The following is a 21947-nucleotide window of genomic DNA, read 5'->3' on the forward strand; positions in this document are numbered from 1 at the left end:
CGGGCCCGCCTTTTCGCAGGAGCCCACGATGTCTTTTGAAAGGAAAATCTGGAAGGGCGTGCCGACCAAGATCGAAGAGAACCCTTGGCAGGCCGCACACCTTATTGACGAGGACTTGTACGATGGATCGGTGATCGCAGAGCAATGGATCGTTGCAGCGGCCGACTGGCGGTTTGGGCCTGAACAGGTTCGGTGCGTCGGAGCCGGGTCCCAGGCGCCCGGTAGCGGGAGCATCCCGGCGAAGTAGTTCATCTCGACATCAAGAGCTGGGCCGGCCTTGGCCTCGTCGGACATCGCATCACCGGCGGCAAACGGGCGTAGTCAATCGCCTCCTCGGCATCGGCGGGATTCGTCCATGTCTGGATCGACAATGCTCCGTGTGTGTCCGCTTTCGTCCAGGTCATGTCCGACAAGCGCAAGGTGTCCGCGGTCCTCAGAAGCCGCTGGTGTGGTTTGCCCGCTCTTGCTGATTCACGCCTGATGTTGGTCATTCATCTGACGACGTTGCTTGCGCCGGCAAGGGAAAGGTCTCGTCAATGCCAAACACAGGGTACGCACGAAGGGTGACCCTCACAGCTGCGATGTCCGACGAGTCACGCGAACTCCTGATCCAGGCGAAGACCCGACCACTGTCTACAGAGTGATTGAAGCAACGCCTCGGGGCCTTAACTGAAAGATTCCTCCAGCTGGCGGCGCAAGAACAATAGCGCCACGACTGAGACCGGTACGCCGGCGAACTGGATGGCCGACGTCGCCAGCAGCGCGATCGCTACTAGCGGCGCCGGCGCTGGGCCGCCGAACCCGTTGATGATCAAGCGGATCAGGGCTGCCTCGCGCGGCTTGTGCCGCGTTGGTTTGTACCCCATCAGACTCCCTTCATCCTATTGTCACGGCCGGCAGCTGCGACGATAACTAGCCCGAAATCTTGAACCTCCTGCCGACCCACGACAGCCACTTGGCCCGCCTGGGGTGGCGCGGGGAAGGGCAGGGCGCTCCGTGCATCAGGGACACGACCGGGAGCCCGGAGTGCGAATCGAACTTGCAGGCGATCTCTACAGCCTGCTGTGAGGTCCCGCCGGATTCGAGAATGGCCTCCGCGTAATGGGAGCCGCTGCCGACAACAAAATAGGGGCTTTCGAGCATGCCGGTCAGTGTCCAGGCGCCAGACGCCACTTGAGCGCGCCCGTCGGGATGAACGACCAGCAGACCGACGTTGGAGCCTTTTACACCCTCTGGCGTGTTGTGAACGTCAGCGCCAGCGGCGTACCAGTCCAGAATGGCCTCACCGGCGCCAACCTGGGGAGTCGTTGCGCCAATCAGGCGTCCATCCGGAAGACGGCGGATTTTGAGCTTGGAGCCGATTGACCCCAGGCCGGCGCCGTAGGCACGGCTGTCGGCGGCCATTACGCCGTGTTTGTAGGCGATCGTCGTCACAGCCACGTCCCCTCGTCAACCTTGCTCATGGCCGCGTCGGCCGAGCGTACGATCTCGACAGTGTCGACGCCGGCAGCGACCGTTTTCGCGGTTAGTTCCTGGGGCTGGAGCCCTCGATTCTTGACGACTGCCCTGGCCTCGGTCACGCATTGGTTGGCGATCTTGTGGATCTCCCGGTCCAATTGTGCGGTATCCATCTTTACTCCTGCTAACGGTTTCGAATTCCTTGCTATTTCGGTAACGGTCACGCAATCCTCGTGCCAAGGAGAGCGCCGACAACAGCAAAATGCCGGGCGTGCAGGTCACTTGTCGATTGCGCAGTCGTCGCCGGCTGGCGCGTGTGCAGGTTCACGTGGTTTTCGTCTCTGGGGTGCTATCTGAGTTGGCCCTTGCTGGCGGAGGCCAGAGCGCCGTGGCCACGTTGCGCGAGGGGATGTGCCGTGCCCCGAAGGTCTCGTATTCGTAGCGCTGAGGTATCATCGAGCTCACAGCGGTTTCCGGTGAGATAGGCGTCGGGATCGGCCAGAAAAGCGAGCGCCTGCTTGCGCGAGATCGTCAGCTCGCGCCCAGCATTTAGATGGAGACGCCGGCGAGACGGAGCGATCGCATCTGCGGCACTCGAGAGGAAAAAGGCGAGCGGATAGCGCAATTGGTGCTCCTGCCATGGTCGGGAACGCCCCGCCCTTAACGAAAGGCCGGTAGTCGGACCGCATTCGCCGATGCTGCACAACACGTGCCGTCTGCTGGATTGACGCGATCTTGCGAAGGAGTGCTCGAACTATGCCCGAAAATGAGTTCTCACGCTGACGCCCGCAGACTTGCCGGCCTCATCCCGGTGAGACGTAGCCTGCCGTCGCCGAACTTGGAAAAGGCGGGCTGGCCTCGATATTGGCTGACGGCTGTGTCGAGTGTCCAGCAGGCAGAACCTAGAAACTGGCGATGAACACGGCGAAGACGGCCAGCTTCGGCAATGATGGTTGAGCGACGCGGCTACTGGAACGCGACTGGGGCGAACGTAGACTGGTCGCGGGTTCGTCGATTACGCTCCCACAAACAGCGGGGAGGTGCCTTGCACCAGACGGCTGGGCGCCGGGTCCGCGGGATCAATGGCTGCCGAACCGACTCTAGGCCGAATGGCCTCCAGCGGTCTCGTGCTCAATCGCGTCCCACTCGCTGCCCCACTTTTCCGGTATCCGAGTACGATAGCGGTCTATGATCGCCATCCGACACGGAGTGTCGGATTGTCGGGTCCGCGACAAACCTCTTCGTTCAGGCACTTTCTTGTCTAGGGCTTAGGCTAACCGCTGGAAACGAATGTCGGGTCGATGGGTGAGTTGATACGATTTTTGCGAGCCTTGGTGTGGAGCAGGAAGAGGTGGGATCTTGGAAGCGTGGACCGTCGATGCCACACGCTCGGCGCGCGGCAGCCGGTTTGCCTCGACCAGAGCCACACGCTGTTGCGGGACAGTATGCTACCGAGGAAAAACCTGAAGTGACCGCAGATCAAACATCATCCGCTGGACAGTTGCCCACCCGTCGGGGCTTATGGCCCTGCGTCAGGTCTACAGCGTTTCTTCAACGCTTGGAGGCAGATGGTTGCCGCCGTTTTCTGGATCGGTCTCGTTCGCACGGCTTCTTGTCCAGGGCTTGCTGGAGGCGAGGCAGCGTTCGTCTGATTGGAAACGGATTAGGGTTATCCCGCTCATCATACGGCCGTCACGCGGTTGGCTTCCTTGAGTGCGAGTGGTTTTCTCTGCCCGCTTCATCCGCGGCGTTCGCCGACGCGCCTAAAGCGGATACTGCCGGCGATGCTTGCATCAGGTACGAGAGGCGGCTTTTACGGTCGCATCAGCTTCCTCTTTGGGAATGTCGTCGAAGGATGAGTAGTTCAGATCGTACAGTTTGGAATAGAGCCCGCCCATAGCCATCAGTTTGTCGTGGTTGCCGGTCTCGATAACCTGGCCGTTCTGAAGTACGATGATCCGATCGGCATAGCGGATTGTGGCGAGCCGGTGAGCGATGACGAGGCCAGTGCGGCCTTCCAGGAGTTTTCTCAGAGCCTTCTGGATCAACATTTCCGTGTAGCTGTCTATGTTGGCGGTGGCCTCGTCAAGAACCAGGATCTTGGCGTCGGCAACAAGAGCGCGGGCGAAACTGACAAGCTGACGCTGGCCGAGAGAAAGGTTGCCGCCGCGTTCGCCGAGCTGGGTTTCATACCCGTTGGGAAGGCTCGTGATGAAGTCGTGGGCTCCGACCACCTTAGCGGCCTCGATCACCCTGTCGCGCGTGGCCTCGGTCTTGTGATAGCGGATGTTCTCGAAGACTGTCCCGGTGAACAGGAACGGTTCCTGCAGTACCATGGCGATCTGGAGGCCGAGGGATTCCTGGGTGAGGTCGCGCACATCGCGTCCGCCGACCAGCACCTGGCCTTGCTGAACATCATAGAAGCGGTGGACGAGGGCCATTGCGCTCGATTTACCAGAGCCGGTCGGCCCGACCAAGGCGACGGTCTCGCCGGGATTGACCTCGAAAGATACGTTGCTCAGCACCGGATGGTTGGGATCGTAGCCGAACGTAACGTTCCTGAACTCAACCGAGCAGTCCATTTCCGCCGAAAGTACCCGCGCGTCGCGTTTGTCCTGCACCTCGATCTGGACGTCCAGCACCTCGGTCAGGCGCTTGCCGGAGGCCATCGCTCTCTGCATGACCGAATATTGCAGGGTAAGTGAACGAATTGGGTCAAAGAAGCGTTGGATATAGAATATGTAGGCAACCAACGCTCCTACTTCGATGGGACCATTCATGGAGCCGCCGACCACAATTACGACAGCCATGGCGAGGCCTGTGAGGCCATCCACGATCGGCACCATTATCTGTGTATACCTGGCAGCGATCAGGTGGGTTGTGAGGTCAGCATGTGCCTTGTCGTCATACAATGCGAAGTTTACCTGCTGGCGGTCCATGGACTGAACGGTGCGCACGCCGTGAATGGCTTCGGCCAACGCGCCGTTAACAACTGAATTGGTGTCTTGTGCAGCAGTGAAGGCGTCGCGAGCACGCGGCAGCCAGACGATGCGGATAACCAACAGGACCGGCAAGACAGAGAGCGTCAGAAGGCCGAGCCTGAAGTTGACGCACAGCATAACGACAATGATGCCGAAGAGAAGCGTTATGTCGCCTACAGAGTAGATTGAGCTTTCGAGGAATTCCTGGATAGAGTTGACGTCGCCTTGGAGGCGGGACATCAGGCGTCCGATCTCGGTCTTGTCCATGAAGGAGAGCGATACCATCTGCAGATGCGCAAACATGGCGCGGCGGATGTCGAAGAGGACGTTTCCGGCCATTTTCCCGATCACGGCTTCCTGTGCGTAAGCGGCGCCGAAATTAACCAGAATGGCGAGCGCAAACGCGCCGGCGGCCTCAAGCAGTGCGGAGCGATCAACGCCTGCCGGGGTTATGGCCTCGTTGATCGCGTAGCGGATGATCAGCGGGATGAGAAGCTGCGTGCCAGTGAAAATCAGTAATGCGGCGACGGAGACGGCTGCCGTGGCCTGGTAGGGACGAACGAAGGCCCAGATGCGCCGAACGATCTTTTGGTCAAAGGCCCGGCCGAACATCTCCTCCTCGGCGCGATGGGAACCGACGACCGCGCGCGGGGGACGTCTGCCGCCGTCATTGGGTTCGATTTCGATTTCGCTGGCGTGCTCCTGGGCCATCAGGGCGCGCCCCTATACTTCGTCACAATGTCATCTCCCGGGCGCAACTGCAGATCATGAAGGGCCTTGTAGCGTCCTTGCTTGGCCAAAAGCTCTTGATGGGTACCACGTTCCACGATCTTGCCGTTGTCGACAAACAGGATCCGGTCGGCGTGCTTGAGCGAACTTAGCCGGTGGGCGATGATGATCGTCACCCTATCCTTGGCGAAACGCCGTATCGCCACGCGAATGCGCTGTTCGGTGGCGGCGTCGATCGCGGCCGTTGAGTCGTCGAAAATGACGACTGATGGACGCAACATCATGGTGCGAGCTATGGTGAGGCGCTGCCGCTGACCCCCTGACAGAGAAGTGCCCCGTTCGCCGACGACCGTCTTGTAACCTGCGGGGAGGCCCAGGATGTAGTTGTGCAACTGGGCGGATTCGCTAGCGCGCTCGATCCGCTGTTCCTTTGCCCAAGGGTCGCCATAAGCGATGTTGTTCTCGATCGTGGTAGTGAACAGGAATGCATCCTGCTGTACGACAGCGACCGCCTTGCGAAGCGTGGCGAGGGTGACCCCACGGATGTCCTGCCCGTCAAGCATGATGGCGCCCCCAGTGACGTCGTAAAAGCGGGGGATCAGGTGAGCGATTGTCGATTTGCCCGAACCCGGCGGACCCACGATCGCGATCGTCTCGCCCCTACGGGCACAAAAAGTGACATTCTCAAGAACGGCCCGGTTTCCGGTGCCGGGATATGCAAACGAGACATTGTCGAAGCGCAGAGTGCCTTCACCGATCTCAAGTGGTCGGGCGGTGGGAACATCCCTGATCGTATTGTCCTGATCGAGCAGACCGAAGAGGCGCGAACCGCAAGTATAAGCGCGGGCGAAGCCGTTGACCATCAGGCCAATCTGCCGGACGGGCATTTGCAGGATCGTCATGAAGGCCAGGAACATGGTGAGCGTCCCAACGCTGATCTGGCCGACGATGACCTTGTTGCAACCGATCCAGAGGACCAACCCCATGGCGAGAAAGAAGGCCAGGGTCATCGCCGACGTATTTGGCACGTACACGTCAACCTGCTGGTGAGCGACTTCGAGCGCGTTTTTCGACGCGCGGTCGAACTTTGCCATCTCGTAGGCCTGTGCCGAAAAGGCCCGGACAACGCGGATACCCGCCAGATTTTCCTCCATCACACGGCCGAGGACGGAAAGCCGCTCCTGCAGGTTGAGCCAGATGGCGCGTAGCTTGACCTGCGTGATCGACGATCGCCAGGCTACGAAAGGCACGAAGCTCAGCGCGATGAAACCGAGCAGCGTGTCGGTTGAGATCATCCTGTAGCCGCCGATCCCGATCAGCATGGTGAGCAGAAGCAAGCGAACCAGGGCGGTGGAAAAATACATCCGCACACCATCGAGATCGAGGATGCCGAGGGTGATCAGGTCGCCTGAATGCACCCGGTCGTGAAAGGAAAAGCTGAGGCGCTGGACCTTGTCGTAAAAAGCCAGCCGCAGTTCGTACGCGACGTGATGTCCGACGGCCTCGGCAAAATAGTTTTGCGCCATCGTGAAAAGGCCGCGTAGCGTACTCGCGGCGAGCAGCAGGAGAGCCGGAACCCACAGCGCTTGTTCTGCAGCCGCCCCCGTGGCACCGCCCCCGAGGACTACCTTGGTCTGGTCGATAGCGTCGCCGAGAAGCTGGGGAATGAGCACCTGCAGGATTACGGCTGCGATAGTCGACCCGATCGCAAGCGCGGCTTGGCCCGGATGCCTCAGATTCATGCGCGTGATGCGCAGCAGCGTGCTCAAGCCCCGGCCCCACCCGGCCGCTTTCACATGCGCGGACGATTTGAGAGAGGTCGTGCCAACAGCATCACTGCTCACGGTGTGTCCCTAACTTAACTTAGCGCCTTCAAAAACAAGCCATCGACTCACACCAACGAAGTCCTCAAGTTGACCAGGGCATTGGCTCAAGTCGTTGACCCGGCGAGTTGCGCCACGGCATCGCTGTCTGGCATGTCAATCACCGTGATCCCGCTTGCCCCAAGGAAACGCGCTTCGTTTCTGGTCAGCGTTTTCCCGTCCATTATCGCGTAACGTGGGCCTTCTGAGCGCTTCATGATCTGCCTGGCGTAAGTGCGCAGCATCTGATCGTTGAAGCGGCAGCCGAGGAATAAAAAGCCCCGGTCGGTGCGCCGTTCCTTGACCACGTCAGGGATAGGGGTCTGGATGTCGATCTCGGTCAGGGCTTCGACATAGTCGGAATCGGCTATGAGGAAATTTGCGGCCGGCCTGATACTGCCATGAGGCGCGTAGAGAACCGTCCTTGTCGCTGCTCCGGGCTCGAGCTCCGTCCCGAACAAGTCGTAGGTTCTGGTCCAAATGTCGCGAGTTTCGTTCGCCCGGGTGACGCCTTGTATCTCGGCGACGTCGGTTCGGCCGGCCTCAGCCAGCGCCGCCCTCATGGCGCCTTCGTACCAGCTGTCGACGATGAGGGAGAGCGGGAGCTTTGCGAGCCAGTTGTGGAGGAGCGTCGGCGCCGTCGGCCCCGCGAATATATCTGCCATCCAGGCTTGAAGTGTGCGGCGATGCCGGCGCTGCTCGATGAATTGCGCGACCGACCACATGTTGGTGCGGATCTTCGAGGGAGCTGTGGCCCGGGTGTTGAGTGCGGCGGCGACGGCCTCCGGGGTGCACGGTACAGGCGGCTCCGCTGAGCTTAGCCGCAGCAGACCCGGACCGAGATACGGGATCACGTGATCGGAAATGAGCGCTTGTCTGGCCAGCTCAAGCAGCTTTCGGGCAAAACTGTCGCGGACGACGAAGAGGTGGCCCGAGGTCGGGATCGTGTTCATGCTCGTTTCCTCTCCACGCCTCCTGATTGAGGCGAAACGTCAGTCGTCGTCCGAAAGCTTTCTTGCCTCGACGGTGATCGGCAGACGCGTATTCGGGGGAAGATCGGGTAGGAGAAGGCGCCAGCCGTTCCTGAGCGTTACGACCCCACCCCACAAATCTTGGTTCTCGAACTTGATAATCGCCTCTTCGAGATCTTTTTTGGGGACGTACGCGGACAATCCGGCATCGGTCCTGCGGATCATAACTTTCATCAGGCCGTCCCTTGCTTCGCGTTTTCTTCGGCCCTACCGGCAAGGTCGGCCCTGTCGAGGCTCATCAATTCGCGCGCTCGCATGCCAACGACCGTGCCACGGTCGATCCATTCGACGGCATAGATGAAGAACTGCTGTAGAAAGGTGCCGATGTCGCGCACATAACCCTCTTCACCCTTGCGCACGAGATTTTCGCCGATCTCCCTGCCAGGATAGGTGCCGTCATTCTTTATGTGACGAGTGGCGCGGACCCGCTCTCCCGGCCTGAATTGGGGAGGCCTGCGGATTTCGACCTCCTGTTCGCGTGCGAGCCGCATGGCGGTTCCTTGTTTGTTTGAGGCCAGAGTTGTTGATGGGGCGCGCAGGCTTTCCCGGAAGCAGCCCTATGCCGGGTCAGGCGGGAACGCAGGTCTTCGGCACCGGGCATACCGAGGCACATTGTTGCGTGTCGAATTCTCCCTGGCATTCTGTGCACTTCTGCGGCTCGACCACGTAGCTCTCGCCTTTGAACTTGATCGCACCGGACGGGCATTCGAATTCGCAGGCGCCGCATTGCGTGCATTGGGATGCGATGATCTTGAAAGCCATTTTGACTCCTGTTCGAGTGGAATGAGACGGCTCAGGCGTTCGCCGCGAGTGCCGGGACGCCGGACTCGGCGGCGTAAATCGCGCCGATTGCCGTTTCGATATAGTCATGGCCATAAGCGTCGGTTGCTCGGATACCGGCGTCCGCCAACTTATCCTTGGGGCAGTTTCCAATCTTGGCGCAAAGCACGATGTCTACGCCTTCCAGCGCGGCGATGACGCACTCGAGAGTGTCGTTCTCGCCCCACCCGCCGAGGCAATACTGCTCAACCTTGCGGTGCCCGACAAAGTTGATACCTATCGGCGAGGCTTCATACACCTGGAATTCCTTGGCATGGCCGAAGTGTTCGTTGACGCGGCCGCCGCCCCTAGTCGCCACCGCGACGACCAGGGACTTGCCGGAGCCGGCTGCCTTGACCATTCCAATCGCTTCGCTCCTGGCCGCCAGGTGATCACGGCGCTCGTCCGCGACCAGCTCCCGATAGGCTTCGCGCTTGCCGGCATCATAGGTGAGCTCGCCAGGAATCTGGTCGATCGTGAATTCCTGGCCACGATCCTCGCCGAGCAGGCCGACGGCATCTGCCCGGCACTGCCGGCAGTGGCGCATCAGCTTGGCGCCGCCTTGAAGAAGATCCTGAAGAGCCGTCATCTCCATTGCATTTGGGCCGCGCTGCCCGGTCAGTCCGTAGTACGTGCCGTGAGCCGGGTCTGAAATCAGGGGCATGACGTTGTGCAGGAACGCGCCGCGCTGCTTGACCTGCTTGTTCACCTCAACCAGGTGCTGGTCGTTCACCCCGGGGATCATCACTGAATTGATTTTGGTGAGGATGCCGCGCGCGCTCAGCATCTCCAAGCTCAGCATCTGTCGCTCGTGCAGGATCCTGGCGGCTTCGATGCCGACGTAGCGGCGGTGGTCGTAAAAGATCCAGGGATAGATCTTTGCTCCGACTTCCGGATCGACCATGTTGATGGTGATCGTCACGTGATCGACATTCATGTCGGCAAGCTCGGCGACATGGTCCGGCAGCGCGAGCCCATTGGTAGAGATGCAAAGCTTGATGTCGGGGATTTCCCTGACGACGCGTTCGAACGTCGCCTTTGTCTTCTCCCAGTCGTAGCAGGCATCGCCCGGTCCGGCGATGCCCAGCACGGAAAGCTGCGGCACTTCGTTGGCGACCGCGATAACCTTGCGTACCGCCTGGTCGGGCGTCAGCTTTTCCGAGACAACCCCAGGCCGGCTTTCGTTGGAGCAGTCATATTTGCGATTGCAATAGTTGCATTGGACATTGCACGCAGGCGCGACAGCGACGTGCATGCGCGCGAAATAGTGATGCGCCTCTTCAGAAAAGCACGGATGATCCTTGATCTTGTCCCAGACAGCCGGATCCAGATCGTCCGGTCTTGTCGACGACCCGCAGGAGGTAGATACGCAGCCACCCGAATTCGCGCTCGCCAGCAACTGGTCGGAGAGCTTCGTCTCGGTCAGGCTCTCAACCGAAATTGCCGGTGCGGACATCGAACGGCTCCGTTGCGGGTTAACGTCGCAGTTCAAAGCGCAAGCGCAATGCCAACTCAAAAGGCGGCACTATGATCGGCAATTGGCTTTCGCGTCGGATATCATGAGGCTGCTCCGACATAAATTTGTCGGACCTCGGACAGCGGCAGCCGCATAAGGTGAGGAAGGCGACTACGGCCGGACATCATTGAGAGACAGAAATCGCGTGTCGATCCCTTCACCCGTGAGCGCCTCGGCACAACGTTCTCGACCGGTCTCCGGCGAAGATGTCGATCTCGGCGACTGTGAACTCATCGGCGGTGAAGGTGTCGCCGCATACTGTGTCGGCATGGTTCCAGCTGGGAGATGCGTGCCTCCCCTTTACTCTCGTCCAGACGCCCGCCTGGGCTCCTCATGATCGCGATCAAAAGCGTGATCATCGTCAGAGACCCGAGCAGCTTGGCCTTGGCACGGACAGTTCCCGCGCACCTGGCGCAGGGGTATGGTCTTGTTCTCGACATCGTGAGAACGCTGGAATTTCTTCATCTCGATGTCATGTCGGCGCAAAGCGTATCTGACCTGCCGCGTTCGTTAACCCGGTCCGGCGGTATGTGAGCCCTGGAAACACTCAGGAGTTGTGGTCCAATGCTCCTCCCAAGTAGCATTCATTCAATTCTGGAAGCACACTGTTCACCCGCCCCCTTTGCGAGGATGGCGCCAGAAGCGGTTGGCGCTTGTGGTAACTTCAGGAGTACACACGTGCCCTATGCAAACGCGGATCATCCGAACTTGAAGAGGACACCGAAGCCACCGCGCGGATAGTTCCATTCGATCTCGCCGCTGGCCTCGCACAAGATGCGGCAGGTGCCGCACTCCATGCAGCCATCAGCGGTGATTTCAACCTGACCTTTGTCGTTCGACTCATAGCATTTCGCTGGACAGACGTGGGTCAGCGCGACCAGATTCGCGCTTGGTTGCTCGTGCGGTCGCACCTTTATATGCGGACGGCCGGAGTCCACCAGATAGCGGTTCTGGTAAAGCTTGTCCTCTACACGCAAGTTCGTCACTGGGTTTGTCATGTGGTCAGTGCCTCACCGCCACGCCAATGCCAGGCGGATAGCGTCCCTGACCAGACCCAACCGCGATCGCGCCTTGATGAAGGCTGCGGTAGTAGCCCTTTCCTTCTCGATCTTTGGCGTGCCGTCGACCCGCATGAAGTTCTGCGCGGCTTTCGACATTAGCCGCGGGTAGGTCGTGAAGAAATTAGCGGCGTTATTATGGAGTAAGGCTGGCATGTCTTTGTATTTCCGCAGGTCCTTCACCACGAAGGATTCGTCCAGCATCGTCTTGTAAAGGGCGAGGTTCCGTTTGGTCATAGGATCGTTGCGTCTCTTGACTTGGATGATAGCTTCAGCCGCAATGCGACCGGAGGTCATGGCGAGGTTCGAACCCTCGCGGTGAATGGCGTTGTTCAATTGCGCAGCATCGCCAACAACGACCCAACCGTCGCCAAAGAGCTGCGGAATTGCCTTGTAGCCACCTTCAGGAATGAGATGCGCCGCGTATTCCTTCACCTCCGAGCCGGCGATCAGCGGCCGGATCGAAGGATGGTTTTTTAGCGCCTCCAGGAGGGCGTAAGGGCTCTCCATCTTCGCGGTGAAATCCGAGACGAGGCAGCCGATGCCCAGTGAGATCGATTCCTTGTTGGTGTAGAGGAACCCGAGCCCGGCCATGTCGTGGGATATCGTGCCGACTGCCTCGATCACGCAGCCTTCACTCCCTTTGACGCCGAACCGCTGCTCAATGACCTCTTCGGGCAAGAAATGCATTTCCTTGACGGCCAGCGCCACGGCTTCGGGCGTCAGCATCTTGCGCAGGCCGCCTCGCGTGCCAAGCAGCCCGCAGACACCTTCTGCAAGAACAACGACGTCCGCGTAGATCGCTCCGCCAGCCCGATCTGTCCGCACCCCGATCACCTTGCCCTTGTTGTCACGCACGAGTTCCGTCACGGTCGTCTCGCACAGAAGCGTCGCGCCGGCCTGGCGCACCCTGCGCGAAAACCACTTGTCGAACTGGGCACGGATGATGGTATAGCGATTGGGGCTCACCTCGTTGAAGTCCTCCGACCGATAGTGAATCCCGGTGTGGGAGGTCTCGTCCATGACCCATAGCCGCTGTTCGACCAGATGCCGCTCCAGAGGTGCATCATCGCGGAAATCCGGGATGATCTTCTCCAGCATGTTCGCGTACATGATGGCGCCCTGAACATTCTTGGAGCCCGGATATTCACCTCGCTCCAACTGGAGTACCTTCAAGCCGTCGCTTGCCATCGTGTAAGCAGCTGCGTTCCCGGACATGCCGGCTCCGATGACAATCGCGTCGAATTCTTCGTTGATCATCTCGATCTCCCTTAGCTCGCAAGCTTGTCGCGGCTGTGCGGTGACAGCCGCCGGGTGAAGGCCTCGGTGAGCGCGGGGAGGAAGCGGACCGCATCGGTGACGATCCCGAGGTGAGCGAAATCGAAAATCGGAGCGTTCGGGTCGGTGTTGATGGCCACGATGAGATCGGCTGCCTCAACCCCAACGCGGTGCTGGATCGCGCCAGAAATACCAGCCGCTATGTAAAGCTTCGGCCGGATTGTCTTGCCAGTCTGGCCGATCTGCCGATCCGCCGGCATCCAGCCCTTTTGGACCAGCGGCCGCGAACAGCCAAATTCGGCGCCAATCGCTCGCGCGAGACTCTTCACAAGCTGCAGGTTCTCCGCCCCGCCGAGGCCGAGCCCTCCCGCAACCACCACATCGGCATAGGCGAGATTGGCTGTGCCTGACTGGCTATCCGGCAGGAAGCCGAGGATTTTGGTGACGATCTCATCCTCGGCCAGTGAAAGCTTGTGCGCGATGACGCGCCCGATCGCTCTGTCCGCCCGCTGCGGCATGGGCATGACCCTCGGTCGCACCGTCGCCATCTGCGGCCTGTAGTTCAGCGTGTATATCGTGCATAGCAACGAACCCCCGAAAGTCGGACGGGTCGCGGCAAGCGAACCGTCGGCATCCACATCGAGTTCGGTGCAGTCGGCCGTGAGCCCTGTTAGCAAGGTCGTCGCGACGGACCCGGCGAGATCCCTGCCGAGCGTGGTCGCTCCGAGAAGCAGAATCTCGGGTTTGTAAGTATCAACCAGATCGGTCATCGCCTTGGTGAAAGGCTCATTCCGATAGTCGGCGAGCAGCGGCGACTCGACGAAGTAGACAAGGTCGGCGCCATAGGCGAAGGCTTCGGCGACCGCGTTCTGGGTGGCTTCTTCCGGCGGTCCGAGCACAACGCCACAGAGCTGGACGCCAAGTTTGTCTGCCAGCTTGCGGCCCTCACCAAGCAATTCGAAGGACACGGAGTGGACCTGGCCGCGTTCAAGCTCGATGAAAACCCAAACGTGCCGATAGGCCCTGAAACGCTCGGGCAGTTCCTTCGTCATCCCGGCACGGCCGGCGGGCGGGCGGGGAGTGTCTGGGTTCGCGCTCGACATATGGTCTGCTCCTTGCCGTCAGGCGCCGTCGAAGGCGAGTTCCGGTTCCAGTGCCGGCTGGCGGGTGAAAATTGCAACAATCAGTTCGTCGGCGAGGTCGCGCAGCGTCTTCTCGGCCGTGTCAATTTGCGCTGCCTTTTCCGACCGCGCCGTAGGGGCGAAAACGCGTCTGACGACCGTCGGCGAGCCACGCAAGCCGCACTTGGTGAGGTCCTCAATGCCCGCCTCGGCCGCACTCCATTTCACAACCTGCCTCCGCGCAGCGCTCAATGCGTCTTCGATCGAGCCCCGACGCATCTCGTTGGTGCCTTCCAGCATGGTGATGAGGCAAGGCAGCTTGCTCTTCAGCGTCTGCGTCCCGCCCTCGCAACGACGCTCCACCGTGATCTCGCGCGCAGCAAGATCGATGGTAGCGATTCTCGCGACATAGGTGAGTTGGCTGAGATCGAGACGCTTGGCGATGCCGGGCCCGACTTGCGCGGTGTCGCCGTCGATCGTCTGCTTGCCCGTGAAGACCACGTCCGGCGTGCCGAAGGTTTCGCCGATCTTCGCGATTGCCTGGGAGAGAGCAAGTGATGTCGCCAGTGTGTCGGAACCGGCAAAATAGCGGTCGGTCAAAAGCACCGCGCGATCGGCGCCGTAGCCAAGCGCTTTGCGCAGGGAGTCCTCTGCCATGGGCGGACCCATGGTGAGCACGGTGACCTCGCCGCCATAAGCGTCGCGTAGCCTGAGAGCTTCTTCGAGGGCGAATAGGTCATAGGGGTTGATGATGGTCGGCACACCCTGGCGCATGATGGTGTTCGTCACCGGATGGACCCGTATCTGTGCCGAGTCCGGCACCTGCTTAATGCTGACGACGATGTGCATTGGCGTTTCTCTACGCTGTTATCCGGCGGGCTGGCGGTGCGAGTTCTTGGCTGCATCATTCGTGCCAAGTGCTTTGCGGCCCTGTTCCCCTTCGGGCTGCTCACTACGGATGGCGCCGTTGCGATCCCGAACTTGTCGACTTCTTGACATTGTCGCGTCGCGTCTATGTCGCGATCATTCCCTGCCGAACGGCTTCAGGACGGGATCGAAAGGAACGAAGGCGCGGCGTGTCGTGCAAGCTTTATCCGGATCGTGATCTTTGAGCACCTTGAAGACCCGGTGCGTGAGCGGCGAGGAAACCGCGAAGTCCCCGTAAGCCCGTTCCAGCAGGGCGCGCACGCGCGCGGCGATCACCTGGTCGGGCAGACCGGAGAAATCTTCCTCAGCAAGATATTGTCCCACACGCTTCATGATATGGAGCCGTGAAACGTCGAGCACCTTCGGATCATAGGAGACGCCAAGGACAGAGAAGAACTCCTCCGCGGCCGACACTCCTTTCAGTCGCGTAACGATATCGGTGACATCGATGGGACGGCCGTCAGCGGAACAGGTCATTACATTCTCCCTTGTCGGAAAACTGTTGGGTCAAATACGAAAAACTCTGATCTACAGCCGCGAAAATCCGCAGTTTGATGCACGAGGTGGGCTGAGCCAGCGAGGCAATCGGTTGGTCGCAAGGCTGGGCACCCCGGTGCCCGGGCGTGGCGAACAGGCGCCATGCGCAGCGCCGAGCAGTGCGAGATGGGCTCGATTATTGCCGCATTGGCTCTCGATCTGCCCGGGCTCCGACCTGAATGGGACCGAGGTCTTGTTGCTGGCATCTATGAGGAGATCGGCCAGACGCGGCCGGATCATGCGCCTTGATCTCCGGAGGGTTTTGGAGGTCACAGCCCCGACGATCGGCTTGGTGGCGGCTGTCGGTCGGCGTGACGCCTGCGCGACCTTGGCTGCCAGGGCAGGCAATGCGGTCAGGTCGATGCCAGCATCTGCGTGCTGGAGGACAGCTAACGCGGCGGCCACCTCTTCCAGCGCGGCATTGCCCGCGCGCTCGCTGAGTCCAAGGACGGTGGCCGAGGCATGGCGCGCGCCGGCGCGGATCGCCGCCAGCTGGGCGACAAGCTCGAAGGTCGAAAAGGGGTCGAGAACGCCGGCTGTGCCAGCCAGCCTCACGCGCCTTGCGCCGGCGCGCGCCGCCATCATGATAACGCGCCCGAGATGATCCCGGTCGGCCCGTGAAGCATCCTCGCAGCCAACGGCGACGGAGGAGCCGCTGGCGGCTGCGCGCCCGACCATATGCTCGATAAGCTGGAGCGCTCCCGCCTGATCGAGGCCGAGCTTGGTGGCAAGTTGGATGTTCGATGCAGGAAACGACAGATTGACGGCCCGGACCGCGCCCTCGATCGCTGCTTCGAGATCCGGTGAGGTCATCCGGCACCAGGCCGTGAGCCGCACCGAGAGGCTCCGCGCGACCACGGCGCGAATTGCGTCGATCTCGTCGGCGCCCATTGCCGGCGTGCCGATCTTGATCTCAGCGACGCCGGCTGCTGCAAGCGACTCAGCGATCTCAAGTTTTTCCGCCACGGTGAAGGCAACGCCGGGTGCCTGCTCGCCCTCGCGCAGAGTCGTCTCCTTGAGAAAGACCTGACTTCTCATGAATGGTCGCCCGAGCTTCCGGCGCTGAGACAGGGACCGCATTGAAGGTCTTCGGCACTCCGCCCTTCCGGCGCAGAACTGAGGGACTCGCGCAGCTTCTCCACGATGGCAGGCAAGACCTCGAGCACCCGGTCCACGTCGTCTTGGTCGTTGTCACGCGAGAACGAGAAACGGACCGCCCCATGTGGGATGTTCATCGCCCTCAGCACATGGCTCGGCTGTGCACAGCCAGAGGTGCAGGCGGAGCCTGAGGAACAGGCGATACCCACGCGGTTGAGGAGATGCAGGATTCCATCACCTTCGATACGTTCGAAGGCGATGTTTGCGGTGTTCGGCAAGCGCTCGAAGGGATCGCCGTTGACGAAGGTGTTTGGTACACGCTGAAGAATCCCGTTCTCCAGCCGGTCGCGTAGCCACTTTATCCGTGTGGTCTCATCATCCATGAATTTCAGGGCGAGTTCGGCTGCCATGCCGAGCCCAACTATGCCGGGCGTGTTTTCGGTTCCCGCACGCCGGTCTCTCTCTTGGTGACCGCCTTTGATCAGCGAGTGGAAGCGCACACCGCGCTTGAGGAAAAGTGCGCCGACGCCTTTCGGTCCATGCAATTTATGGCTGGAGAGCGATAGCATGTCGATAGCGGTCGATTTCAGGTCCATGGGGAGCTTGCCGACCGCCTGCACGGCATCGGTGTGGAAAAGGGCGCCGACTTCCTTCGCCAATTCGGCGAGCTTTGCGACGGGGAAGATCGTACCAGTTTCGTTGTTGGCCCACATGATCGAGACGATTGCCACGTTTGAGCTGAGGGCTGCCCGGTAAGCGTCAATGTCGAGCCGGCCATGGTGATCCACCGGGATCCTGTGCACCTTGACCCGGCGCGTCTGCTCAAGATGTGCGCAGAGCGCCAGCACTGCGGGATGTTCAACGGCGGACGTCACGATCTCTGTCCGGTCAGGCATCACCTCGAGCGCCGAAAGAATGGCCGCGTTGTCGCTTTCCGTCCCACCCGAGGTGAAGGTGATCTCGTCATCAAACGCCGCGCCGATCAGCGCCTGCAGCTGCCGCCGCGCGTTTCTCAACGCGGCGCCGGCAAGGGTGCCAAGACCGTGCGCCGACGAAGGGTTGCCGAATTGATCCGTAAGGAAGGGCAACATCGCTTGAACGACCTCGGGATCGACCCGTGTCGTTGCGTTGTTGTCGAGATAGAGAACTGTCATGGGTGTGGTCTCCAATCGAGCGGAATGACGTTAAGCGCAAGGATTCATCGCGCTTGCACCCGCCGTTGATAGCCGAGACGATCCAGAGCCGGTGCAGCACCCACAAATTGATTTAGACAGGCGCCGCCGTCGCGATCGACGAGCTCACCTCCCGGGCCCTCTCTCCTGCTTCGACGATCAGCTGAAGGACTTGCCGCATGAGCACTTCGCTCGCGCGTTTGGGTTATCGAAGACAAAGCCGGAGGATTCGAGCCCCGTGACGAAGTCGACGGTCATGCCGGCGACATGCGGTTGGGAGCCGGCGTCTAAGAACACCTTGATCCCATCTGTCTCGAGGATCGCGTCGCCCTCGCGCGGGACGCTCTCCAAGCCGATTGAGTATTTGAAGCCGGAGCAGCCGCCGGGCTGAACCATGATGCGAAAGCCTTCCGCGGGGTCAGTAGCGGCGGAAAGAGCGGTCTTGACCGCGGCAACGGCCTTGTCGGTGAGCGTAATCATGGCTCGCTTATCCTCGTGCGTGACGATTTTGCGGATCACCATGCATGGTCCGTGCCAATGGGAAAAGCGGCGCTGGAACAGTGCGACATCGCTAACACTGCCGCGATTCCGGTTCGGAATTGCTGCGAAGGCGTCCGGCAATCGACACGTATTGTCGGATTTGTCGCGTCCGCCACAGGGGCTGGGCCCGAGTTCCCGCTGAGCTGGCACGTAAGCCAGTTTCCGAGATGCTTCGGCAAATTGGCACGAGTTTTGAGGCTCCCTTTTGGCGAGGACTAACGCTCCTGACCGACAGTATGGGCAAGCAGAGGTAAGACATGCACCAGCGCGAGAAACCTTCGCCAGAGAGAATCCGGCGGGCACGCGAAGACAGCCCCAAAATCCGCGACCGCGATCTCGCTGGCCAATTGGGCATCTCGGAAGCGGAGCTCTCCGCGGCACATTGCGGTTTTGGCACGGTGCGCATCGAGCCACGCGTCAATGTTGTTCTAACCGCTCTCAAGGCGGTCGGCGAGGTAATGGCGCTGACCAGCAATGATAGTGCCGTGCATGAGAAGATAGGCATCTACGACAAGGTGCTCACCGGCAGCCATCACGCCATGGTGCTCGGCAATGACATTGATCTGCGCATCTTCCCGAAGGTGTGGGCGCATGGCTTTGCCGTCGAGACACGCGAAGGCGGGGAGATCCGCCGCAGCCTGCAATTTTTCGACGCCGCAGGCGAGGCAGTGCACAAGGTGCATCTGAGGCCGTCCTCAAACCTCTATGCCTATCAAAGACTGACAGACGAACTCCAATCCTCGAACCAGGAGCCGATTGTATCGGTTAAGACGAGGTCAGCCGAAAACGAGGCAAACATTCCGGACCAAGCCGCTACCATCGACGACCTGCGGGAGCACTGGAGCCAGCTGACCGACGTACACCAGTTCTTCGGCATGCTGAAGACGCTGAACCTCAGGCGCCGCCGGGCGGTCCGCATGGTCGGCCAGGACTACGCCTGGCTGCTTGACAATGCTGCCATTGGCGGCATGTTCCATCGTGTCGCCGAGGACGAGATGCCGATCATGTGCTTTGTCGGCAATCCTGGCTGCATCCAGATCCATTCCGGCCCGATCAAGTTGGTCAGGCAGATCGGGCCTTGCATCAACGTTCTCGACGCCACTTTCCACCTGCATCTCAGGACCCAGCACATCCGCGAGGTTTGGGCCGTGCGCAAGCCGACCAGGGACGGCCACGTCACGTCACTCGAAGCCTATGGCGCCGACGGCAATATGATCATCCAGTTTTTCGGGACGCGCAGGGAAGGCGAACCCGAGCGCGACGACTGGCGGTTACTGACCGAGAACCTGCCGCGCTTTCCCAATTCAACCGCCGCTTGAGGTAGGACCGACGCATATTGATTTCCGTTTTCGCTCGGCGTCCGCGCCGCTACTCTGGATTCTGCTGACCACCTCTGCGCCTGCCGAGGCCAACGAGAGCACAGCTGTCTTTTGCGACCCGTCGCGGATCGCCTTGACCGTAGTCTCCAGCCCCAGGGCGCTACACCCGTGGCGAGCCAGCCATCGATGGTTCCGTTGCGATGTCCCAGAACCGGAAGCTGCCCCTGGTCTAATGCGTCAGCTGTACGTCGATCGAACGTCCAACATCCCGGCCCTGTACGGCGCCGGGTGGCATCAAGTGGTCGAGGTGAAATCGATCGGTCCCTTCGTCCAGTTTCCAGAGGGATGGGTCCACAAAGGCGTGCTCGAATGATCCATAAGGTCGGCAAGGCCCGTCGGCGTCCAATGCCAAGTCCGCAAGGGTAGCGTGCGAGATGGATGCAAAGCTGAACGCCGCCCGAAGCAGACCGTATCATCAAAGAACGCCAGCGCATCCTGTTCGTGCTATCGGAGCAGGGCGGTTAGATTCTCGGCCCGGGGCGGCGACGCAGCAGTCGAAGGCCTGGTTGCCGGTACGACGAGTGCGGTCGAGGATTTCTCCGGCGGGCAGCAGCTGTCCGACGAGGCGATCGTCACCGCCAGGCGAGGTGATCCTGACGCAGAAGAATGTCGGGGCGGAATCTTCAGAGCTAATTTGCGGCCTCGCGATAGCCTCGGCGGACGTAGGCCTTCTTTTCGCCGTTGGCGGCGTCGGCGGCCCCAAGCTCCAGCTCCGCCGCTCGGCGGCAAACCAGCAAGGGATCGGGGCCGGAGCCTTCTTCACGAGCGCGCAGGCTCATCATGGTCAGTGATCGTTCCTGCGAACCAATCGCTGTCAGCAAATCCACCTTGCCTGCGAACCGTCGATTACCACCGCAAAGCCGCTCGCTCCCTACAGCGCTTGTGGAGAGCGCGCTCGCGAGCGGCTTCGCTACCGCCGAGCGACACCCGGTCTGGGAGGGACCTCGTTCGATCCTTAGGCAGCTTCCACCAGGCTCCTCGTTAGCTTCTATGCGCACCGTTGTGATGTCTGGAACGGACAAGAATGTCGAAAGCCCTACCAGGCGTAGCCCCATACCGGGTCGCCACGACGATATATGAGCGGGTGCCAACGGTGCCCCTATTCGGCACGCGATTTGCTCAATGTCATCTGAGGCGATGTCGGCAGTGCGTCACGCAGTTCAGCGGCGTAAACGCCTGAACGCAGGAGGACCAAATGGTAGCCAACCCGGTTCCAGATCATGTCCCCCCGGAAATGGTGGGCGACTTCAGTCTTTTTACCTCGCCAGGCATGTCCCCGACGCCCAACGGCGATCCGCACGCAGCAGTCGCTTGCGTGCATGCCGGGCCGCCGATCTTTTATTCGCCTTGGAACACGCGGGCCGGACAGGGTACTTGGGTCATCACTCGGGCGGCAGATCAGCGCCGGGTGCTGCAGGAGACCGAAGTCTTTTCCAGTCATCGCAGCATCTTCGCATCTGCATTGGGCGAAGACTGGCCGATGATCCCGCTCGAACTCGATCCACCGTACCATGGAGTCTTTCGCTCACTGCTCAATCCGCTGCTTTCGCCACAGCGCGTAGCGGAATTTGAACCAACTATCCGCGAGCGAGCGATAACGCTCATCGACAGCATCGCCTCGCGGGGCACGAGCTGCGACGTGATGAAGGATTTCGCCTTTCCCTTCGCCGTCAACATCTTCCTTCGCTTTCTCGGACTGCCGGATCACCGTCTCGATACATTTGTCGGCTGGGCGAAAGATCTGCTCCACGGCGACGATGTGAGACGGCCGGCGGCTGCTCGGACTATTGTGGCGTTCATCGACGAACTAGCGGCGATGCGCCGCAAAGAGCCCGTCGACGATTTCATGAGCTTCATCGTGCATGCACAGGTCGAGGGTCGCGGGTTGACGGACCAGGAGGTCCGTGGCATTGGCGTGCTTACCTTCGTTGCGGGACTCGACACCGTCGCTGCAGCCATTGGCTTCGACTTGGCCTATCTCGCGCGCAACCTCGAAGATCAGGAATTGCTGCGGAACGAACCGGACCGGATTGTGCTCGCAGCCGAAGAGTTGCTGCGCGCCTATCCGAGCGTTCAGATGATCCGCGTGGCACGGAAAGATATCGATTTCAAAGGCGCGCCGATCCGCAAGGGAGACTTTGTTTCCTGCGCCACGATGATTGCAAATCGTGACCCTGCGGAATTCGAGGCCCCCAACACGGTCGATCTGACGCGAGAGGGCAACCGCCACGCCGCCTTTGGCTATGGTCCCCACCGTTGCCTTGGCTCTCATCTCGCCCGGCGGGAAATTGTCATTGGGCTGGAGGAGTGGATGGCGCGCATACCGCCCTTTCGGATCAAGGAGGCAACAGCACCCATCACCCATGGCGGCCATGTGTTCGGGATCGAAAATCTGATTCTGGATTGGGCTTGACCAAGGCCGCCCGGAACTGGGCACAGAC

23 protein-coding genes are annotated in these 21947 nt (G+C 60.6%); 4 read left to right on the top strand and 19 right to left on the bottom strand.

Features of this window, described 5'->3' with window-relative positions:
* Window positions 1-28 precede the first annotated feature (28 nt).
* Window positions 29-247 (top strand): hypothetical protein, encoded by a 219-nt coding sequence (locus tag LB547_RS25845; RefSeq protein ID WP_064993551.1) that lies wholly within the window; start codon window positions 29-31, stop codon window positions 245-247.
* Between the two features lie 418 nt (window positions 248-665).
* Here the strand turns inward: LB547_RS25845 and LB547_RS25850 are convergent, their stop codons facing one another.
* The 10 genes from LB547_RS25850 to nifB form a co-directional block, all read right to left on the bottom strand.
* A complete protein-coding gene (locus tag LB547_RS25850; RefSeq protein WP_176479567.1) occupies window positions 666-866 on the bottom strand; it encodes a hypothetical protein in 201 nt (66 codons plus the stop codon).
* 46 nt (window positions 867-912) lie between these two features.
* Window positions 913-1434 (bottom strand): hypothetical protein, encoded by a 522-nt coding sequence (locus LB547_RS25855; RefSeq protein ID WP_064993549.1) that lies wholly within the window; start codon window positions 1432-1434, stop codon window positions 913-915.
* Window positions 1431-1631, bottom strand: coding sequence for a hypothetical protein (locus LB547_RS25860; RefSeq protein WP_064993548.1), 201 nt, complete (start codon window positions 1629-1631; stop codon window positions 1431-1433). The genes LB547_RS25855 and LB547_RS25860 overlap by 4 nt, the downstream gene beginning before the upstream one ends.
* A 1620-nt stretch (window positions 1632-3251) precedes the next feature.
* A complete protein-coding gene (locus LB547_RS25865; protein WP_064993547.1) occupies window positions 3252-5150 on the bottom strand; it encodes an ABC transporter ATP-binding protein in 1899 nt (632 codons plus the stop codon).
* Window positions 5150-7012 (bottom strand): ABC transporter ATP-binding protein, encoded by a 1863-nt coding sequence (locus LB547_RS25870; RefSeq protein ID WP_064993546.1) that lies wholly within the window; start codon window positions 7010-7012, stop codon window positions 5150-5152. The genes LB547_RS25865 and LB547_RS25870 overlap by 1 nt, the downstream gene beginning before the upstream one ends.
* A gap of 86 nt (window positions 7013-7098) precedes the next feature.
* Window positions 7099-7983, bottom strand: a complete 885-nt coding sequence (locus LB547_RS25875) for an SIR2 family NAD-dependent protein deacylase (RefSeq protein ID WP_064993545.1) — start codon at window positions 7981-7983, stop codon at window positions 7099-7101.
* A 39-nt stretch (window positions 7984-8022) separates the two neighbouring features.
* Complete coding sequence (gene nifT, locus LB547_RS25880) at window positions 8023-8235, bottom strand: putative nitrogen fixation protein NifT (RefSeq protein WP_064993544.1); 213 nt, start codon at window positions 8233-8235, stop codon at window positions 8023-8025.
* Window positions 8235-8552, bottom strand: coding sequence for a nitrogen fixation protein NifZ (locus LB547_RS25885; RefSeq protein WP_064993543.1), 318 nt, complete (start codon window positions 8550-8552; stop codon window positions 8235-8237). Before LB547_RS25885 ends, nifT begins: the two co-directional genes overlap by 1 nt.
* Window positions 8553-8628: 76 nt before the next feature.
* Window positions 8629-8823, bottom strand: a complete 195-nt coding sequence (locus LB547_RS25890; RefSeq protein ID WP_013533512.1) for a 4Fe-4S dicluster domain-containing protein — start codon at window positions 8821-8823, stop codon at window positions 8629-8631.
* 31 nt (window positions 8824-8854) lie between these two features.
* Complete coding sequence (nifB, locus tag LB547_RS25895) at window positions 8855-10336, bottom strand: nitrogenase cofactor biosynthesis protein NifB (protein ID WP_064993542.1); 1482 nt, start codon at window positions 10334-10336, stop codon at window positions 8855-8857.
* Between the two features lie 393 nt (window positions 10337-10729).
* On the opposite strand from nifB, the gene LB547_RS25900 reads away from it, so the two are divergent.
* Complete coding sequence (locus tag LB547_RS25900; RefSeq protein WP_064993541.1) at window positions 10730-10930, top strand: hypothetical protein; 201 nt, start codon at window positions 10730-10732, stop codon at window positions 10928-10930.
* Between the two features lie 164 nt (window positions 10931-11094).
* Here the strand turns inward: LB547_RS25900 and LB547_RS25905 are convergent, their stop codons facing one another.
* The 8 genes from LB547_RS25905 to LB547_RS25940 all read right to left on the bottom strand — a co-directional run bounded on the left by LB547_RS25905 (window position 11095) and on the right by LB547_RS25940 (window position 18067).
* Window positions 11095-11394 (bottom strand): ferredoxin family protein, encoded by a 300-nt coding sequence (locus tag LB547_RS25905; protein ID WP_064993540.1) that lies wholly within the window; start codon window positions 11392-11394, stop codon window positions 11095-11097.
* A gap of 12 nt (window positions 11395-11406) precedes the next feature.
* The gene (locus LB547_RS25910) at window positions 11407-12714 is read right to left on the bottom strand and encodes an FAD-dependent oxidoreductase (RefSeq protein WP_064993539.1); all 1308 of its coding nucleotides are present in this window, start codon (window positions 12712-12714) and stop codon (window positions 11407-11409) included.
* A gap of 11 nt (window positions 12715-12725) precedes the next feature.
* Window positions 12726-13835: an electron transfer flavoprotein subunit alpha/FixB family protein gene (locus LB547_RS25915; protein ID WP_064993538.1), complete on the bottom strand. Its 1110-nt coding sequence runs from the start codon at window positions 13833-13835 to the stop codon at window positions 12726-12728.
* Between the two features lie 18 nt (window positions 13836-13853).
* Window positions 13854-14702: an electron transfer flavoprotein subunit beta/FixA family protein gene (locus tag LB547_RS25920; protein WP_013533507.1), complete on the bottom strand. Its 849-nt coding sequence runs from the start codon at window positions 14700-14702 to the stop codon at window positions 13854-13856.
* A gap of 174 nt (window positions 14703-14876) precedes the next feature.
* Window positions 14877-15257: a nitrogenase stabilizing/protective protein NifW gene (nifW, locus tag LB547_RS25925; RefSeq protein WP_064993537.1), complete on the bottom strand. Its 381-nt coding sequence runs from the start codon at window positions 15255-15257 to the stop codon at window positions 14877-14879.
* Between the two features lie 51 nt (window positions 15258-15308).
* Entirely contained in the window at window positions 15309-16355 is a 1047-nt protein-coding gene (locus LB547_RS25930; RefSeq protein WP_224655971.1) for a pyruvate carboxyltransferase, read from the bottom strand.
* On the bottom strand, window positions 16352-17569 hold the full coding sequence (gene nifS, locus LB547_RS25935; protein WP_064993536.1) for a cysteine desulfurase NifS: 1218 nt from the start codon (window positions 17567-17569) through the stop codon (window positions 16352-16354). The genes LB547_RS25930 and nifS overlap by 4 nt, the downstream gene beginning before the upstream one ends.
* Before the next feature lie 177 nt (window positions 17570-17746).
* Window positions 17747-18067, bottom strand: a complete 321-nt coding sequence (locus tag LB547_RS25940; protein ID WP_064993574.1) for a HesB/IscA family protein — start codon at window positions 18065-18067, stop codon at window positions 17747-17749.
* Window positions 18068-18384: 317 nt separating this feature from the next.
* On the opposite strand from LB547_RS25940, the gene LB547_RS25945 reads away from it, so the two are divergent.
* The gene (locus LB547_RS25945; RefSeq protein ID WP_064993535.1) at window positions 18385-19446 is read left to right on the top strand and encodes a hemin-degrading factor; all 1062 of its coding nucleotides are present in this window, start codon (window positions 18385-18387) and stop codon (window positions 19444-19446) included.
* Between the two features lie 689 nt (window positions 19447-20135).
* On the opposite strand, the gene LB547_RS25950 is transcribed toward LB547_RS25945, so the two are convergent.
* Window positions 20136-20327, bottom strand: coding sequence for a hypothetical protein (locus LB547_RS25950; protein ID WP_086081371.1), 192 nt, complete (start codon window positions 20325-20327; stop codon window positions 20136-20138).
* A 374-nt stretch (window positions 20328-20701) separates the two neighbouring features.
* Here LB547_RS25950 and LB547_RS25955 point away from each other — a divergent pair, with 374 nt between their 5' ends.
* On the top strand, window positions 20702-21919 hold the full coding sequence (locus tag LB547_RS25955; RefSeq protein WP_064993533.1) for a cytochrome P450: 1218 nt from the start codon (window positions 20702-20704) through the stop codon (window positions 21917-21919).
* Window positions 21920-21947: the final 28 nt, after the last annotated feature.

The organism is Mesorhizobium sp. B264B1B (assembly GCF_020165765.1).
GTDB lineage: Bacteria > Pseudomonadota > Alphaproteobacteria > Rhizobiales > Rhizobiaceae > Mesorhizobium.

What these genes read in the sequence shown, in the direction of transcription:
- LB547_RS25845 (WP_064993551.1), top strand. Translation starts at nt 29, where the DNA reads ATGTCTTTTGAAAGGAAAATCTGGAAGGGCGTGCCGACCAAGATCGAA.
- LB547_RS25850 (WP_176479567.1), bottom strand. Translation starts at nt 866, where the DNA reads ATGGGGTACAAACCAACGCGGCACAAGCCGCGCGAGGCAGCCCTGATC.
- LB547_RS25860 (WP_064993548.1), bottom strand. Translation starts at nt 1,631, where the DNA reads ATGGATACCGCACAATTGGACCGGGAGATCCACAAGATCGCCAACCAA.
- LB547_RS25865 (WP_064993547.1), bottom strand. Translation starts at nt 5,150, where the DNA reads ATGGCCCAGGAGCACGCCAGCGAAATCGAAATCGAACCCAATGACGGC.
- LB547_RS25875 (WP_064993545.1), bottom strand. Translation starts at nt 7,983, where the DNA reads ATGAACACGATCCCGACCTCGGGCCACCTCTTCGTCGTCCGCGACAGT.
- nifT (WP_064993544.1), bottom strand. Translation starts at nt 8,235, where the DNA reads ATGAAAGTTATGATCCGCAGGACCGATGCCGGATTGTCCGCGTACGTC.
- LB547_RS25885 (WP_064993543.1), bottom strand. Translation starts at nt 8,552, where the DNA reads ATGCGGCTCGCACGCGAACAGGAGGTCGAAATCCGCAGGCCTCCCCAA.
- LB547_RS25890 (WP_013533512.1), bottom strand. Translation starts at nt 8,823, where the DNA reads ATGGCTTTCAAGATCATCGCATCCCAATGCACGCAATGCGGCGCCTGC.
- nifB (WP_064993542.1), bottom strand. Translation starts at nt 10,336, where the DNA reads ATGTCCGCACCGGCAATTTCGGTTGAGAGCCTGACCGAGACGAAGCTC.
- LB547_RS25900 (WP_064993541.1), top strand. Translation starts at nt 10,730, where the DNA reads ATGATCGCGATCAAAAGCGTGATCATCGTCAGAGACCCGAGCAGCTTG.
- LB547_RS25905 (WP_064993540.1), bottom strand. Translation starts at nt 11,394, where the DNA reads ATGACAAACCCAGTGACGAACTTGCGTGTAGAGGACAAGCTTTACCAG.
- LB547_RS25910 (WP_064993539.1), bottom strand. Translation starts at nt 12,714, where the DNA reads ATGATCAACGAAGAATTCGACGCGATTGTCATCGGAGCCGGCATGTCC.
- LB547_RS25915 (WP_064993538.1), bottom strand. Translation starts at nt 13,835, where the DNA reads ATGTCGAGCGCGAACCCAGACACTCCCCGCCCGCCCGCCGGCCGTGCC.
- LB547_RS25920 (WP_013533507.1), bottom strand. Translation starts at nt 14,702, where the DNA reads ATGCACATCGTCGTCAGCATTAAGCAGGTGCCGGACTCGGCACAGATA.
- nifW (WP_064993537.1), bottom strand. Translation starts at nt 15,257, where the DNA reads ATGACCTGTTCCGCTGACGGCCGTCCCATCGATGTCACCGATATCGTT.
- LB547_RS25930 (WP_224655971.1), bottom strand. Translation starts at nt 16,355, where the DNA reads ATGAGAAGTCAGGTCTTTCTCAAGGAGACGACTCTGCGCGAGGGCGAG.
- nifS (WP_064993536.1), bottom strand. Translation starts at nt 17,569, where the DNA reads ATGACAGTTCTCTATCTCGACAACAACGCAACGACACGGGTCGATCCC.
- LB547_RS25940 (WP_064993574.1), bottom strand. Translation starts at nt 18,067, where the DNA reads ATGATTACGCTCACCGACAAGGCCGTTGCCGCGGTCAAGACCGCTCTT.
- LB547_RS25945 (WP_064993535.1), top strand. Translation starts at nt 18,385, where the DNA reads ATGCACCAGCGCGAGAAACCTTCGCCAGAGAGAATCCGGCGGGCACGC.
- LB547_RS25955 (WP_064993533.1), top strand. Translation starts at nt 20,702, where the DNA reads ATGGTAGCCAACCCGGTTCCAGATCATGTCCCCCCGGAAATGGTGGGC.